The organism is Paenibacillus sp. CFBP 13594, from assembly GCF_014842675.1.
GTDB lineage: Bacteria > Bacillota > Bacilli > Paenibacillales > Paenibacillaceae > Paenibacillus > Paenibacillus amylolyticus_B.
The window spans coordinates 996714-1012880 of record NZ_JACYVQ010000001.1; the positions used below are offsets into that span (position 1 = coordinate 996714).

At 42.2% G+C, this 16167-nt stretch carries 14 protein-coding genes and 1 riboswitch; of the genes, 5 read left to right on the forward strand and 9 right to left on the reverse strand.

Annotated elements, in window-relative coordinates:
- Positions 1-149: 149 nt before the first annotated feature.
- From IFU39_RS04605 to IFU39_RS04620, 4 genes are all read right to left on the reverse strand, one after another.
- Complete coding sequence (locus IFU39_RS04605; protein ID WP_149846698.1) at positions 150-1232, reverse strand: nucleotidyltransferase domain-containing protein; 1083 nt, start codon at positions 1230-1232, stop codon at positions 150-152.
- A gap of 156 nt (positions 1233-1388) precedes the next feature.
- Positions 1389-1655 carry a CD3324 family protein gene (locus IFU39_RS04610; RefSeq protein ID WP_091020988.1) on the reverse strand — a complete coding sequence of 89 codons (267 nt, stop codon included), beginning with the start codon at positions 1653-1655 and terminating at the stop codon, positions 1389-1391.
- A 332-nt stretch (positions 1656-1987) separates the two neighbouring features.
- Complete coding sequence (gene tenA, locus IFU39_RS04615; protein WP_091020987.1) at positions 1988-2650, reverse strand: thiaminase II; 663 nt, start codon at positions 2648-2650, stop codon at positions 1988-1990.
- A gap of 112 nt (positions 2651-2762) precedes the next feature.
- Positions 2763-2860: riboswitch (TPP riboswitch) on the reverse strand.
- A 207-nt stretch (positions 2861-3067) separates the two neighbouring features.
- A complete protein-coding gene (locus IFU39_RS04620) occupies positions 3068-5740 on the reverse strand; it encodes an endo-1,4-beta-xylanase (RefSeq protein WP_149846697.1) in 2673 nt (890 codons plus the stop codon).
- A 487-nt stretch (positions 5741-6227) separates the two neighbouring features.
- Between IFU39_RS04620 and IFU39_RS04625 the strand changes: the two genes are divergently transcribed.
- Positions 6228-6611, forward strand: coding sequence for a hypothetical protein (locus IFU39_RS04625; RefSeq protein WP_047843165.1), 384 nt, complete (start codon positions 6228-6230; stop codon positions 6609-6611).
- Between the two features lie 70 nt (positions 6612-6681).
- Here the strand turns inward: IFU39_RS04625 and IFU39_RS04630 are convergent, their stop codons facing one another.
- Positions 6682-8421: an ABC-F family ATP-binding cassette domain-containing protein gene (locus IFU39_RS04630; protein WP_149846696.1), complete on the reverse strand. Its 1740-nt coding sequence runs from the start codon at positions 8419-8421 to the stop codon at positions 6682-6684.
- Positions 8422-8728: 307 nt separating this feature from the next.
- Between IFU39_RS04630 and IFU39_RS04635 the strand changes: the two genes are divergently transcribed.
- The gene (locus tag IFU39_RS04635) at positions 8729-9133 is read left to right on the forward strand and encodes a VOC family protein (protein WP_105598861.1); all 405 of its coding nucleotides are present in this window, start codon (positions 8729-8731) and stop codon (positions 9131-9133) included.
- A gap of 148 nt (positions 9134-9281) precedes the next feature.
- Here the strand turns inward: IFU39_RS04635 and IFU39_RS32775 are convergent, their stop codons facing one another.
- Both IFU39_RS32775 and IFU39_RS32780 read right to left on the reverse strand, forming a co-directional pair.
- Positions 9282-9560, reverse strand: coding sequence for a LysR substrate-binding domain-containing protein (locus IFU39_RS32775; protein ID WP_223199699.1), 279 nt, complete (start codon positions 9558-9560; stop codon positions 9282-9284).
- Complete coding sequence (locus IFU39_RS32780) at positions 9538-9675, reverse strand: hypothetical protein (protein WP_223199698.1); 138 nt, start codon at positions 9673-9675, stop codon at positions 9538-9540. The genes IFU39_RS32775 and IFU39_RS32780 overlap by 23 nt, the downstream gene beginning before the upstream one ends.
- Positions 9676-10142: 467 nt before the next feature.
- Here IFU39_RS32780 and IFU39_RS04645 point away from each other — a divergent pair, with 467 nt between their 5' ends.
- The 3 genes from IFU39_RS04645 to IFU39_RS04655 all read left to right on the forward strand — a co-directional run bounded on the left by IFU39_RS04645 (position 10143) and on the right by IFU39_RS04655 (position 12660).
- Entirely contained in the window at positions 10143-11909 is a 1767-nt protein-coding gene (locus IFU39_RS04645; RefSeq protein ID WP_223199697.1) for a methyl-accepting chemotaxis protein, read from the forward strand.
- Positions 11910-12134: 225 nt separating this feature from the next.
- Positions 12135-12386, forward strand: a complete 252-nt coding sequence (locus IFU39_RS04650) for a (4Fe-4S)-binding protein (RefSeq protein ID WP_091020981.1) — start codon at positions 12135-12137, stop codon at positions 12384-12386.
- Entirely contained in the window at positions 12379-12660 is a 282-nt protein-coding gene (locus IFU39_RS04655) for a GNAT family N-acetyltransferase (RefSeq protein WP_036615433.1), read from the forward strand. The genes IFU39_RS04650 and IFU39_RS04655 overlap by 8 nt, the downstream gene beginning before the upstream one ends.
- Positions 12661-12798: 138 nt before the next feature.
- Here IFU39_RS04655 and IFU39_RS04660 read toward each other — a convergent pair whose 3' ends face one another.
- Positions 12799-14466: a glycoside hydrolase family 13 protein gene (locus tag IFU39_RS04660; protein WP_149846695.1), complete on the reverse strand. Its 1668-nt coding sequence runs from the start codon at positions 14464-14466 to the stop codon at positions 12799-12801.
- A 52-nt stretch (positions 14467-14518) separates the two neighbouring features.
- Entirely contained in the window at positions 14519-16147 is a 1629-nt protein-coding gene (locus IFU39_RS04665) for a glycoside hydrolase family 13 protein (RefSeq protein WP_149846694.1), read from the reverse strand.
- Positions 16148-16167 lie beyond the last annotated feature (20 nt).

Sequence of the window (16167 nt, forward strand, 5' to 3'; positions counted from 1 at the left end):
GAGCCGAGTGTGGCTAGATATTACAATATTTCACTTTTTTTGTCGGGTAATCTACGTGGTGATTGTATTATAAACGTACTGACAATCATTGTAAAAGGATTTTTTCCTTGTGTTCAATTCCCGGACTTATTACTAGCTGGAACGTAAGGTCATTGATTCATATAATGGGCATATAGTTGCTCAAAGGTTGTATAACGTTCGACTTCTCTGCCGACCTTATCATACTCTTCTAGATATTCATCCATCACTTCAAGGAGCTTCTCTTTCATAACTGGTAAATTGCTTGCATCAAAGTATTGCATAAGTTCATATTTCTTGGTGCCTTTCTCCGTGGCCATTTCATCAAGATACTCATGTGCTCCAAAGGCCGAAAGAAAGACGTAGGAAGCATCGTTCGTTGTAACACTGTTCAAAATTTTATTGCGGTAGTTGCACCACAGTTCTTCGTATGTTCCTCCAAGATTATCAAAGGTCGGAACCGGTTTAACAATGAAGTTATCACACATCGTGCTATGTAACCTCGTAACGCTATTCAACATATTAAAAGATGTTTTTCGAATATCTTCAATGGTATGAGCTTCGATGATTGACATGCATAAGGATTCGAGATCATCCGGAACATAACGAAACGAACGTATCTCTTCCAAATATCGCTTGATCCCTCGTTTAATGCACGTGTTATTCATACTCACCAAGGCATTGACTAGATTGTACAGAACCCCAGCAGATGCATATCGCACTGAACCGATATCTTCACCAAGCATCGTATTGCTGTATGCTTGCTTAGCCAGATCGATCCATTTATTTGCCCGATTAAGACACGCTTCTCCTATCGGATTCGCAAGTGCATCAAGAGCTTTTTGCTGGAACTCGTTCAATTTTTCCAAATCCTCAGGCGTTGCATAGTAGAGTATTTTTAGGTCGGTTAGGCTGGATACGTTGGAACTCTCCAAGGTGGATTGCTCTTGTATTCTTGAATCCCATGGCGTGCAATAGATATCATATCCAACGTCATCCAAGATGAAGCAATCGGATATTTCCCATCCCTTTTCTGTATTATTTATGATAACTAAATCAAGATCGCTCTTCTCGTGAAAGTCACCGGTGCTAAATGAACCAGTAAGCCCAATAATGGCGATATCCTCTAGAAAATCTCTTTTTACGCGTTCAATCACCATGTTAATGAGCAGTTCATTTTTGTCCAGCAGCTTCTTCTTTATGATTTCGTTCATTCGTTACACCTCTTTGTATGATCCGGCCGTCCTTCATCACAACAACCTTAACTTGAGTCTATCGATTTAGAGGTGCGGTTACTATGTATAAGTTGATTTAAGTCATCTTTGCACAAAATCCGCTAAACCGTCGAAATGACGAGATAGCGGATTTCATTAGTTCTTTGTATAGACTATTTTCTTTATGCTTTCGCAGGACAAGAAATACCGACCCGCCAACTCCTCTATCCTGACTCCATTGCAGAATAAGGATTTGATCTCAGCGTTTCGAGCAGAGACCCTACTCTTGCTCTCTGTTTTCTCGCCCCATTTTAGGTGCGCCTCTTTGGGTTTTGGGATATAAACCAATTCCCCTTGAACGTATTCTTGAATGATCCGTAACAATTCTTCCGGAAAAATAGACTCGGCTTTTGAATATTTCATGGGCCTCACTCCTTATTTAATAGATCAATAAGGTGCAAAGCCAGTTAGTAGAATATTACGATTCGTCGTTGGCAATGTGATTATTCCCGGGCTCTATGCAAAGCATTGCCATATCCTTCACTGGCTTTGCATAGAGCCGTGCATGTAAGAACCCTACCCCGATTGTTTTCAATAGCCTCACCTCCATAGAAAATAGATAGTTGCTATTTGCTTATTATATCAGGGCTTGTTGTTGAAATGTTTAATCATCTCTTTTTGGGCTGACACGTTCTGATTATTCGCTGTACTCATCTTGATTAGCTGCTCTCTAATTGAATTAACTAACATTGAACTCAAGGCTCCAGCCCCCATGACATCTCCCAAAAATCAAGCTCAAAACGACTGCACATCACGAAAATATCCTCCATCCGTTGGTACGTTCCCTCGCTACAGCCTTCTAATAGTTTATCCGTTAACGTCACAAGGGATTGATTGCTGTTGTTGTATTCAGAGGAAGCATATCCTGTGATCCACTCTCCGTAAAAAGGATGCTCAGCTGCACCTGGTTTTTGAGCAAGGACTTGACCAATCTCTGCATAACTCCATGAGCAGGCCAGAATGGATACAAGTACTTCTGCTATGCCACCCGCATGGGAAACAGAGAGCATATAGTTAGTGTAAGCTGCATTTTTCAGTGCAGGTTTTACCTGAAAAACATGATCCTCTGTAATTCCTAATCGCTCCATATAAGAACGATGAATTTTCATTTCGCCATTCAAGATGTTATCTACGTTTTTACTAAAAAACTGCATCAATTTGGGATCGTGCGACTTGACGATACCTAGTGCAAATACACGGGCATAATCATACAGGTACAAGTAGTCTTGCAGCAAATAATAACGAAATTGTTCGACCGGTAAGGAACCATCTCCGATTCCTTTAACAAAGGGATGCTCGAGACATTCCTTCCACACGGGCTGTGCTGCCTGATACAGTCTCTCTGAAATAGTCAACATATGTTCCTCCAATTCATAATGTACGTATTTAAAAACAAAAAAACGAAACATCCTATGGATGTTTCGCAGACAAATACACTAAAACAAGGGGGTTCGCATGAGCTACCCAAGTCAGCGTTTCATCGTTGCATCCCTACGTTGGCATTATCCAAATCAGGTAAGGTCGGTTTAACACCCTCTCAGCCGGTTAAGGCTCCCTCGCAAACGGTTGTATGTAGTTGATAACTTTCTTATCCCCATAAAAGAGAAAATAACATCCATTTAGTATATCAAGGGCTGTTAAATATAGTCAAGGCAGATTGTATCGCCCCTTATCACCCTTCGGTGACTTATGTAAACGATGAAAACCATCACAACAATGGTTGAGTTTTAGCCACTGTTATGATGGTTTCTATTCTTGCAATTACTGCCGATGGTTTAATGCCCGAGTTTGTTCTTTCCAACAAAAGTGATTATTCCGTACTGGGAAGTGTTTCTCCAGCTCTCATTGGTCATATCATTCCACTTGGCTACGTTCTGCTTACCTCCGCCCTGGTTGTCATTAATTTGAAGCTCGAAACCGAGAACATTTCCTGCTTTGGGTGTCAGTGAATGTAATTGGATTCTGGCTTCTACGAGATATCCTTGATTTGTTTTCTTCACAGCACTTACAAGGCGTCCGGGTGAGGCCCCCCCTGCAAAGGTTCCCACATTGTCTGCACTGATTCTGAACTGGGCATCATCATATTGAAAATACGGTGTGCGCTGGTGATTCTCGTCCAGGAAAATCTCAACCGAATCCTGATCCCATGGGTTAATGCTGTCTGTAATGATGTTTGGATCAGTGACGTCGATCAGCAGGTATAGATACTCACCTGACCACATTGCGCGAGCCACTGCCTCTGCACCTTCGCTCTGGTTCAACCGTTTTACTTCAAATGGTACAGCCTTATTCCATAGGGCGTCTTTCTTCCCATCAATCTGAACAATCCCTTGCACAGCTTGTGCTGATTTGGGCATAGGAGCAAGTTGAATCACGCCGTATTTGCTTGTATCTTGCTCCTGTGATTGTGTTCGATCATTCCAGTACAGTGGATTATAAGGTTGTGTCCCACTTGCACCGCCATCAGTCACACGGATATCCAAGCCGGCTTCATATTCTGATCCGACTTGGATACCACCCCATGGAATGGACAATTCAACCTGATATCCGGCTTTTGTCTCACGTACACGATATGAACGTTGCTCCGCGCCCTCAGCTTTACCCGACCGCTTAATGATTACGTGTCGGTCATCTGCTTCATATGAGGTGGTCTTGCCATTATTGAGATCAACAAAGAGTTCTACTCTGTCATTCACGTCTGCCTTCGCATCCTGAACATCCACAAGGATATATAGGTTACTTTGATCCCATAAGGTGCGGAAACTAGCTGATCCTGAAGAATCACCCTTCAGTGGAGTAGACACCGCTTTGTTCCAGAGCGGATCTTGTGACTGTTTTTTGATATCCGGTTTACCCGAAAGTGAGACGGCTCTCTGTGTCAACACAGGCAAGCTGGATTCATCCACGAGTCCCCAGTATGCTTTTTTGGCCTTCAGGGCTGAATCAAACAGCATAGCCTGGTTGTTGTAAGACTTCTCATCTTGGAGTCCCCATAAGGTAACTGAAGAAATGTGATCTTTGTGTTTTTTGTACAAATCCAACAGTTCCTTATATCGATACGCCTGCTTTACCGCAACTTCATCGGACATCTCTTCACCAAATGGAATTCCGCTATCCACATCCAGTTCCGTGATCTGAATATCCAATCCAAGTTCGGCGAACATGTTGATCGTTTTTTCAATTTCCTTTATGGGCGGGGATTCCAGGTTATAGTGGGATTGCAAACCCACACCATCAATGAGCCCTTTCTCTTTCAGTCGTTTGACCAACCGATACATATGCTCTCTTTTCTCAGGGATTTCCGTGAAGTATTCGTTGTAGTATAATTTGGCATCCGGATCGGCTGCACGGGCGAATTCATAGGTTTTCTCAATGTAATCCGGACCGATTAGTTCATAAAAGGGACTTTTACGTAAACCGTTGGCATCACCATTGCTATCCGCAATCGCCTCGTTTACCACATCCCAGGCATAGATCTTACCTTTGTATCGGGTCATGACGGTTTCAACGTAATCCTGAATCCGGGCAAGTATTAATTCTCGACTCGCAGGGTTACCCTGAGGATCCTTGAACATCCACTCTGCAGCATCAATATGCCACAACAACGCATGTGCGCGTACGCCCATACCATGTTCCTCGGCGAACTGAACATATTGATCGGCTGCCTCGAACTCATAAACACCTTCGGAAGGAGACATGTACTTCGGTTTCATCTCATAGGTTGCGGTCAAGCTGTTAAAGTGTTTTGTGAGCAGTTGACCATATGCGCCTTCCAACTGCCAGCGATACACCGCTGCACCAATGGGGAAATCATCTTGATACAGGTCCTCCAGAGACTGAATCCCTTCTTCGATCTCCAGTTGCTCGGCCAGAGTAAATGATACATCATCCACATAGAACGATAACGTATCTACGCTATCTTCAGAGATGTAGGGTGTTTCGATGAACAAATTCAATTCAGTGGGATCATCGCTATACTGAAATTTTCCGGTGATCTTGTGCCATGTATTCCATTCTGTTTTGGCAATCTTCACGCTGCCGATCGGGTTCCAGCTTTCGGCAGTTGTTTTTTTATATGTGGTGAGCTGTAGTGTTTGATCCGTGGTGGGCTCCTGGGTAAGTCTTACATATGCCGCAATTTCGTACTCTTGGTTACGCTTAAGCAGATCCTTCATCGATAACATCGGTCCATGATAGGAACGCTCACGGTTGGCGACCAGCATACTGGACTGACCTTCGTGTGCTTCCTGTTGTGTCACTGTCAGCCTTTCGTTACCTGTACGTGGAGTCCATCCCTGAAGTGTACCGTCTTCAAAGTTTGTGCTCAAATGACCTCCCTCCACTTCCGTAACTGCCTTGGCTGCATGTGAGACATTCGAAAATGGAAGCATGGCGAGTACCAGCACAAGAACCAAGGCTGTTATATTCCATCGACCTAACCGTTTCATACAATTCCTCCTCTAGATTTGATCTAATTATTCTGAACGGATTAACATCCAGATAAATAGATTATAGTTCTTTGGATAGCGCTTACACATAACAAATTTCCAATAATTATAATAAAAAGTTATCATTTGGTAATCTCGTGTGAGTTTAGGAAGCTGGAAATCCAACTCTGTTTTTGCTTTGGTCCGTTATTTTTGCCTGAATCCGATTTGGATATAAAAAAGACCAAAACGATATGCCTTCCCCTACTCACATAAGGTAAATGCAAAATCATTTTGGTCATGCCTGCTTTACTAGTAACAGCCAAACACTGCTAATATTCAATTCGTTATAATAAATTAGTTAGCAATCACTTTATTCGACATTTTTCTGCAATTTAATTTACTTGATTCGACTTGATTTTTAGCGGCCTTCTATAGGCTTCCACCCATTCCCCTGCTCAATTGCCTACATACAATACATTAGACTAATGAACAGGAGTGATGTGATATGACATTTTTACCTCCTTTTGGACCTGGTGGAGGCTTTGGCGGACCTGGGGGTCCCGGAGGACCAGGAGGACCCGGCGGATTTCCTGGTCCGCCATCGTTCCCCGGGGGTGGAGGCGGCGGACCACAAGGCGTGCAGGCACCCACCGGACCGCCACCATCATTCATTCCACAGCAACCCGCTTCGTTATATGCGGTAGATCCAAGAGCCATATCCGGCTGTCTGTTTCGCTACACATATATTTGGCCGGATCGTGGTCCCGGCTTCTGGATGTACCCGGTATTTGTAGGTAGAAATTCGGTGGCTGGCTTCCGTTGGAATGGCTTCTTCTGGCTATACACCGGCATTGATCTGCAGCGAATCAGCTCGTTTAGCTGTTTCTAGAAGTAAATCCCCCTGAATGAGGAGTAATCCACATTCAGGGGGATTTAGATTTATGCAATATTCACCTTGTCTAAAGCAACTTAATCAGCTCTTCTAGTTCATCAACCAAACTCTTTGCAAGTTCAAAATTAGTATCTTTTAAAGCCAATTCAATTTTCATTTCGACAGACTTTTTCTTTTGTTCATTTTCTAGATAGTTTTCATCAAAATGACTCGCATAAATCATCTGTCTGAATTCTTCTATACTCATTTTACTAATCGTTTTGTCCTCGATAATTAAAACATAATCCATACCATTTACAACAGAATAGAAATCATGAGAAATCATGATAATCGCACCTTTGTAGTCTTCAATTGCTTTCTCCAAAGCAATTTGTGTATAGATGTCCAGATGGCTTGTCGGTTCGTCTAGGAGCAATACGTTGGCTTGACTGGCAGAAACTTTAGCCAATTGAAGCATGTTTTTTTCTCCGCCAGATAACGATTCAATCTTTTGATCAAGGATTTCTCCTTCAAAGCCATAGTTTGGAAGATACGATCTAATCTCGTCATAAGTTTGAAAACCAGCATCTATGAATTCATTTAGTATGGTATTCGAATCTTTTAGCATTTCGCCTTGAACCTGAGATAAATAAGCCACGTTAACATCAGTATTGATTTCAATGAAATCCTGATTATTTTTGAAGATTTCTCGGAGTAAAGTCGTTTTCCCGGTACCGTTAGGACCGATCAGGGCTACTTTATCTGTTGATTTGATCTCAAAGTTCACATTTTCCAAAAGCAACTCGTCAAAGGAAACGCTATAGTTATTGACGTTAACCACAACGGTGTCTTCCATTTCCTTATCAATTCCAAAACGGATATTTGGCTGTTTGATATCGACAAATGGCTCTTTTATTCGACGTGCTTCCAATCTCTCTTGAAACTTGACTCTGGCTTTTAACGCTCTGCCTCTGGAGGCTTCTGAATTATACGTGGCGATCTCTCTAAGATTGTCGATGATATGATCATATCTCTCAATTTCTTCAGCTTCAGCAACTGCGATTTCTTGCAGCTCAATTTTAGTCTGAAGCAGCGAGAAGTTATAATCGATATATCGCCCGTCAAACTCCTGGAGCTCTGTGTTTTCGAGGTGTATGATTTTGTTGAAACAATGATTCAACAGATAACGGTTGTGCGTAACAACGAGCAGCATTCCCTTGTGGGTGTTAATCAATTTTTTAAGCGCGTTCAAGTTTTCAAAGTCTAAAAATACATCGGGTTCGTCCATAATCATGAAGTCTGGACGATTCAGCATTTCCTTCATCACTTGAATAAGTTTGAATTCCCCGCCGCTTACGGCGGATATACTAAGATCTTTGAGCTTCATGAGGTTGGCAAGGTTTAACTGTTTATTGATGTTTTTTTCGAAATTGTCCCCATCCATCGCTTCGAAGGCATCCAAAGCCAATTGAAGCTTTTCCATCAGGGAATCCATATCCGATGTGGTGGCCATCTCCGCATAAATTGCTGTAATTTCATCTTGTATCTTGATGAATTCTTCTGCGATATATTCAAAAACGGTCATTTCTTTTGTTTTGTCTACTTGCAAAAACTGACTCACATACCCAATTCTGCAATCGGGGTCTATCTCTAACTTGCCCTCGAACAAATATCGTTCCGGATCCATCAGGATATCGATCAATGTACTTTTTCCACTGCCGCTTGTTCCGATAAAAGCACAATGTTGTGCCTCTTCAAACGTAAATGAAATGTTTTTATATAGTTCCTTTTGTGGAAATGAGAAGGATAAGTTTTCAACTTTTATCATAGTGTTACCTTTCTTTATAACTAAATTGGTGGCTAGTGTTGAATATATTGTCGAACACAGACTTTTAGAGTAACACTGTTTACCACCAAGTACAATCGATTTTTAGCAAGTACCCTCACTTTAAAACTCTAATACTTTCTATAGAATGATGGCTAGTGGACGGTGGTTTCTTCATAAAACACTACTGACATACTGTTGTCAGTAGTGTATTTGTATAGTTGGAGTAAGCAATTGTAAAGGAGTAGAAGTAAATACGAAGTGTTTTTGATCCAAAATGTATTACTTATTATAGGAAGGATGATATCTCGTGAATTTTGCTTCTGTGCGCATCATTACTGATGACGTGGATCGTCTCGTCGAGTTCTATGAGAAAATTATGGGTGTTTCAGCAGAACGCCCTGCACCTGTCTTTGCCGAACTCGTTATGCCATCGTGCACTCTAGCGATCGGCCACTCCCAGACGGTGCAACTATTTGGCGCTGGTTCCGCTGTGGCGGCCAACAATCGTACTGTCATTATTGAGTTCCACGTCCACGATGTTGATGCCGAATACGAGCGTTTGAAGCCGTTTGTCGATGAGTGGGTAAAGGAACCTACCACAATGCCGTGGGGGAATCGTGCTGTGCTGTTTCGCGATCCTGACGGTAATCTGGTTAATCTCTTCACGCCGATGACCGAGGAAGCAATCCAACGGTTCAATGGTAGAGTATAAAGGACAGTTGAAATGAGCAGGCACTTTTTTGTTAATCTTTATGACCAGCAGAAAGAGACCATAGTGATGAGCTATAGTCTCTTCATTTTTGTCTAAAGCGGAAGAAGTATTTTAACGGGAAATTAACAGAAGACACTCTTCTCATTTCTTACCATAGGGAGGCATGATTTCTAACGATCTCGATAAAAGCTTCCACTTGGGGAGAGATCCACTTGTTTTTGGGATATAACAACTGCGTAGCTAGATTCTGTTTGTACTGCTGACCTGAAAGTTGTTCTTCCTTCAGTTCCCTCTCTACCGTAATTCGAGGTAACAAGGATATGCCCATACCGCTCAATATCGACTGTTTCACAGCTTCAATACTCCAGAATTCAATATTGGAAGTAATCCCGATCTGATACTCTTCAATGCATTTTGAACTCTTCAATAGTAGGTGGAAAACGATAGATCAACAACGTTTCCCCAATACTGATCACGATATTACCTGTTAATTCCCATTGTGCAGCAGTCACTTCCTTAATCATATGATACAGCTCAAGCATTTTTTGGGCATGTAGCAACAATTTTTTCCCAGTCTCCGTTAAAATAACCCGCTTATCAATTCGATCAAATAAAGGGTAAGTAGCTCACTATAATGCAAAATATACTGAATTCAATAGAACAGATTTACCCGAGCTGAAGGTTCCTGTTCAAGTTCTATGGGGAGAGGAAGATGATGGCAGCCCCTCGCTTATGCAAAGAGGTTTGTCCAGGATATCCCTCATGCTTGTCTACATGCCATTCCCAAAGCTGGTGGAGCTTTTTTGGTAATGACAACGTTTCTTGATGCAAGACGTAACTTCTACATTCGGGTTTAGTGCACTGGTAGCACAAATGATCATATTCTCCTACGTATATGTATATACAAATTTAGTGTTAGTCTTCATTTCCCCCTCCAATATTACGATAAATAGTATGGGGTTATACGAATAACCATATTTACTTTATTACATCCAAGGGGGAACCGTACGTGAGTCAGACTCGCAAAAAAAAGATGGATTTAAGGTTCAAACTGTATTTGATTATTCTGGTTCCGCTACTGGCTATGGGCGGTCTAATCATATGGGCCACCATCGACTCCAGTGAAAATGCATCATTAATGACCATGCAGCATAACAATCAGCAGCTGGCTGTGAATACCGCCTCTCAACTAGGTCAGGAGTCGGAATTAATTAAGACATTATCTTCTACTGCTTCAGAGGAGAGCAACGAATATAAAAGTCTTAGGGACGAACTCGTTAAAGTTAGGCTTCAATCGGGAGCCTTGTATGTTTATATGTATAACAAAACTTCAGACGGGTGGTTCTACACCGTAGATGGAGCTGATTGGGACGATACGGAATATAGCCCTTACGCGACTCCAATGGAATTTAATCCCCAGATTCAGGAACGCTTGTTACGCGGTGAAGTCGTCACAACAGGCATTGTAGATGATCCAACTTGGGGACAGCTATTGTCCTCCTTTACACCAATCAAGGATTCGCAAGGTATTGTCATTGGCTATCTGGGCATTGATATTTCTGCTGGAGCAGTGAATCAAGTCTCCGCGACATCTCTGAATAATGCATATTCGACCATAATCCCGATTTTTGTGATTGTACTGATTCTTTCTTTGATCATGATGTTATTCGTAGTACGAGGTATTCTTAGACAAGTACGCGATATTAAGTCAAGCCTCGAACAGGTTGCTGATGGGAATCTCAAAGTCGTATCCACACATATGACCAATGATCAACTCGGTGACATCAGTGATTTGATTAACATCATGGTTGCCCAATTGACGAACATTCTGATGGGAATACAGCAAGGTTCAGATACATTACAACAGTCATCAAAAGATATTTCGGAAACCGCTCAGACAAACCAGCGTCAAAGCGAAGAACTTTCCAGAGCGATTGAGGAAATTGCCATAGGTTCAATGAAACAGGCTGAAGAGACAGAACACTCCGTCCAGCATTCAGAGAATCTGAGCAAAATAATGGATGAAGTAGGTTCATATGTGAAACAGTTTACTTATACTTCAGAGCAGCTATCTTCTGTTCAAGTACAAGTTACACGTGAACATGAGGTTCTGCTTGAGAAGGGCCGAGAGAATGCCAAGCGTGTTGAGCATCAACAGGATATTTCCAGGTCTCTGACGACTCAATCCGAACTCGCTTCCTCTATTAGCGGTCAAATTCACAACATTTTAAAACAAACTCAAATACTATCCCTGAATGCTTCAATTGAAGCAGCCCGAGCTGGAGAAGCGGGTAAAGGCTTTGCAGTCGTTGCAGGTGAAATGGGACAGCTCGCTCAACAATCCGAACGTTCGATCCAGGAGATTGATGAGATACTGGGTTCATTTGTTCAAGAGATACATCGGATGGGCAGTCATTTTGATGCGAATATGGTAGCTGTTAAGGAACAGGAAAAACAGATCGCTGATTGCCTCCAGGCATTTGGACAGGTTAGCCGCTTATCGACCGAAGTGCATGAGTTGGCTCAGAGTTTAGACAGCCGGACGATGGATATGCACTCTATTCGTCAGGAGCTGGAACAAAACCTCAGTTATATTGCTTCCGCAACCGAGGAAACTTCAGCCATGGCCGAAGAAGTCACGGCTAGTGCTGTGGAACAGCAACGGTCGGCAAGCGAACTGTCGAACATCTCCGGGGAACTCGCCGGTCTTGCAGGCAATCTCAAATCATATTCCGATCAATTTCAGATCGAAGTGACTAAATCACAATCTCATTAAAGGTGTTGTTAGATGATGTGTGCGAGGCGGATGAGAAATACCTCTGGAAGAGAATGATCAGTATAGGACAGCATCCACCAACGTATTAGGAGATTTGTCACGTTGACTAATTAACGATTCCTCATTTATAATTCGGACATTGAGAGCCAAGCAGATACTGCTTGCCATGTAAGCCTGAACTTATAGATCTGTAAATAAACTCAACAGTGAAAGATGTGAGGAATTATGAGTAAACAAAAGTTATACTACGGCAAAGATATCGAGGTCATGTTTAATTCGGATGTCTGCATTCATTCTGGGATTTGCGTAAAGGGCCTCCCTGCTGTTTTTGATTTAAGCAAGCGTCCTTGGGTTGATCCTGATGGTGACACTTCGGAGGCCATTGCCCGGCATATTGACACATGTCCAAGCGGAGCTTTGACGTATAAGCTTCTGGACGGTGAATATTCAACAAAGAAAGAGGATGAACATGCATAACGTAGAACATGAACCTGCCAATAAAAGATTCCTTATTCAAGATAACGGTGACATTGCTGCGGTGATGACCTATGTAATCTCGAGTCCAGAGCTATACATAATTGATCACACTTTGGTGGAAAATGCTTACCGAGGACAAGGGCTTGGCGATGAACTTATCAAAGCTATGGTGGAATACGCGCGAGAAAACGGTATTAAGATTTTACCTTTATGCCCGTTTGCCAAGGGACGTTTCGAACGTATCTCTGAATACGCGGATGTTCTCCATCAATAAAACGAATATTCGCAGCTGATTTCATGTGGTTAACAAATGTAACGGTTTATTGGTGAATTTTGATACTCCTGCCAAACAACAATAAAAAGCGTCTATATCATTCAGACCATGATATAGACGCTTTATTACGTTTCCTGCTTATACATTATCACTGAAACCAACGATTGTTTCGAACGGTCGCAACACCAGTGGCAGCATGCCATTCTCATAGTTGGTAAGCCAGATCTCTGAAAAGTTGAGGCCAAGCTCATTTTCCTCAAGCTCCACCATGTGTTCAGTAAGATTGATTACTACCAGCACCTGTTCGTCTGCCAGTGTACGTGTATATGCATATACACTCGGATGATCCGGCAAAAGAAGCTCATAAATACCATAAGTCAACGTATCGTGTTTTTTTCGCAGCTGAATCATTTGTTTATAAAATTGAAGAATAGAACGTGGTTCCTGAAGTTGTTTCTCTACATTAATATTGACGTAGTTTTTATTCACTTTTAACCATGGCGTACCGGTGGTAAACCCGGCCTGTTTGGACGAAGACCACTGCATCGGCGTTCTGGAATTATCGCGACTTGAAGCCCAGATGATGTTCATGATCTCCTCATGCGACATCCCCTCTTCGCGTTTGATCTGATACATATTCCGATCAGCGATGTCGTTATAATCTTCTATAGATGGGTAAGCCACGTTGGTCATGCCTATTTCTTGCCCTTGATATATGAAAGGCGTACCTTGCATGAAAAAGTACATGGCACCAAGCGCAGTGGCACTTTCATACCAATAAGCACTGTCATTTCCCCAAGATGAAACTTTGCGGGGCTGATCATGATTTTCAATAAACAAAGCATTCCAACCGACGTTTTCCAGGGATTTCTGCCACTTGGTCAAGACGTTTTTCAATTTGAGGATATCCAGTTCTCTGTCCGTGCTGTTTTTCCAAAGGTCAAGATGTTCGAATTGGAAAACCATATTAAATTTACCTCTGACTTCACAGATCCAATCCAGCAGATCTTCTTGGTCCTCTACCTTAACTCCATTTGCTTCCCCAATAGTCACCACGTCATATCTGGACAATGTATTCTCTTTCATTTCTTGCAGATAACTCTGAATTCCTTTGACATTCATATGCTTTTCAAAAGAGGAGATGTACTTGACGCCTTCTTTAACAGGCATGTCCAAGAGGCCCTCTTCTTTGTGAATATGGCTGATTGCATCAACACGGAAACCATCAATCCCTTTATCCAGCCACCAATTCATCATTTCATATATTGATTTACGAACATCTTTGTTTGCCCAATTCAAATCCGGTTGTTTTTTGGAGAACAGATGGAGATAGTACTGTCCGGAGACTTTATCATATTCCCAAGCAGAACCGCCAAAGATGCTCTCCCAGTTGTTCGGTTCGTCCCCATTCTTCCCATCTCTCCAGATGTACCAATCTCGTTTGGGATTATCCAGTGAAGCTCTGGATTCAATAAACCACGGGTGTTCGTCACTTGTATGATTGATTACCAAGTCCATAATGAGTTTCATGCCACGGTGATGCACTTCATACAGTAATTGATCAAAGTCCGCCATCGTGCCGAATTCATCCATAATGGAACAGTAATCACTGATGTCATAACCATTATCATCGTTAGGTGACTTATACATCGGACAGATCCATATCAGATCAATACCGAGATCTTGAATGTAATCCAGTTTGGATATGATCCCCTTGATGTCACCAACCCCATCTCCGTTGGAATCCATAAAACTTCTCGGATAGATTTGATAAGCTACTGCTTCTTTCCACCATACTCTTTTCATTGAATACAATCCTTCTTTCTTGAGAACTGAACATTATATAACGTATTATGCTTTAATCATGGATAAGGTACATTCTAGCTTCGTATGGACGTAATTCGCTCTCCGATAGTTCACCTGTATAGTTAGCTATCAAAAGCTGATAGGACCCTGTTAATTGCTCCTGAAGCGGAAGTTCGGTCGTATATCCCTGGAAATTGCATACCACAAGAATTGTCGTACCATTCAGCGTTCGGGTATATGCAAACACGTCTGGGTTCTCTGGAAAGATCAGCTGATAATCACCATATACGATGACTTCATGATCTTTTCGTAATTGGATTAACTTCCGGTAATAATGAAATATGGATTCAGGGTTATTCAAACTTTCCTCGGCATGGATCTGCTTATAATTTGGATTCACCTTAATCCAAGGTTCCCCTTGTGTAAAACCCGCGTTATCGGAAGTATCCCATTGCATAGGTGTGCGTGCATTATCACGTCCCTTGGCGTAGATCGACTCCATCACGTTGCTTTCAGGATAACCTTTCCCCATTCTTTCCTTATAAAAGTTGAGCAATTCAATATCCCGATAATCCTCGATCGAATATTGAACATTCGTCATACCCAACTCTTCACCTTGATATATGTAAGGCGTACCTTGCATGCCATGAAGAAGGGTAGCCAACATTTTAGCCGATTCAACTCTGAATTCTCCATCATTTCCCCAACGTGATACGATACGTGGCAAATCGTGGTTGTTCCAGAACAGACTGTTCCAAGCATCACCCTTGAGCTCCGTCTGCCACTTGGACAGCACTTTTTTTAATGCCATCACATCCAAAGGTTTAAGATCCCACTTTCCTTTGCCTTCTTGTTCATCCAAACTGATGTGTTCAAATTGGAAGACCATTGAAAACTCACTACCGTCTGGATTGCTGTACAGCTTGGCGATTTCCGGAGTGGCGCCCCATGTTTCTCCAACCGTTAGTAGGTCTTCCGCTTTTTGAAACGTCTCCTTGCTCAGTTCCCTGATATATTGATGCAGATTAGGTCCATTTCCCGTAATCTTTGCATCTGGCTCTTTACCGATTAAGTCGATCACGTCAAGTCGAAAACCACCCACACCCTTGTCGATCCACCAATTGATCATGTTGTATATTTCCTGTCGGACTTTCGGGTTTTCCCAGTTGAGATCTGGCTGTTTTACGGAAAATAGATGCAAATAATATTGCCCGATTTCAGGCACCCATTCCCAAGCTGAACCACCAAAGGTGGACCCCAAGTCGTTCGGAGGTGTTCCTTCAACACCATCTCTCCAGACGTAGTAGTCATGGTACGGATTGTCTTTGCCTTTTTTGGCTTCTTGAAACCAGGGATGTTCATCCGATGTATGGTTCAACACCAGATCCATGATGATCCGAATATTTCGTTTCTTGGCTTCAAGAATTAACGTTTCCATATCTTCTAAAGACCCAAACATCGGATCAATGTCCTGATAATCTGAAATATCATATCCGTAATCATCTTGAGGAGACTTGCAAACGGGTGATAACCAGATCGCACCAATGCCGAGTTGCTGCAAATAATCCAATCGGGACACAATGCCCTTCAAGTCGCCGATGCCATCTCCGTTGCTATCTTGAAAGCTCCGTGGATATATTTGATACACAACGGTTTCTTTCCACCATTTTTTATTTTCCATGTTCATTAAACCTCCTTAAC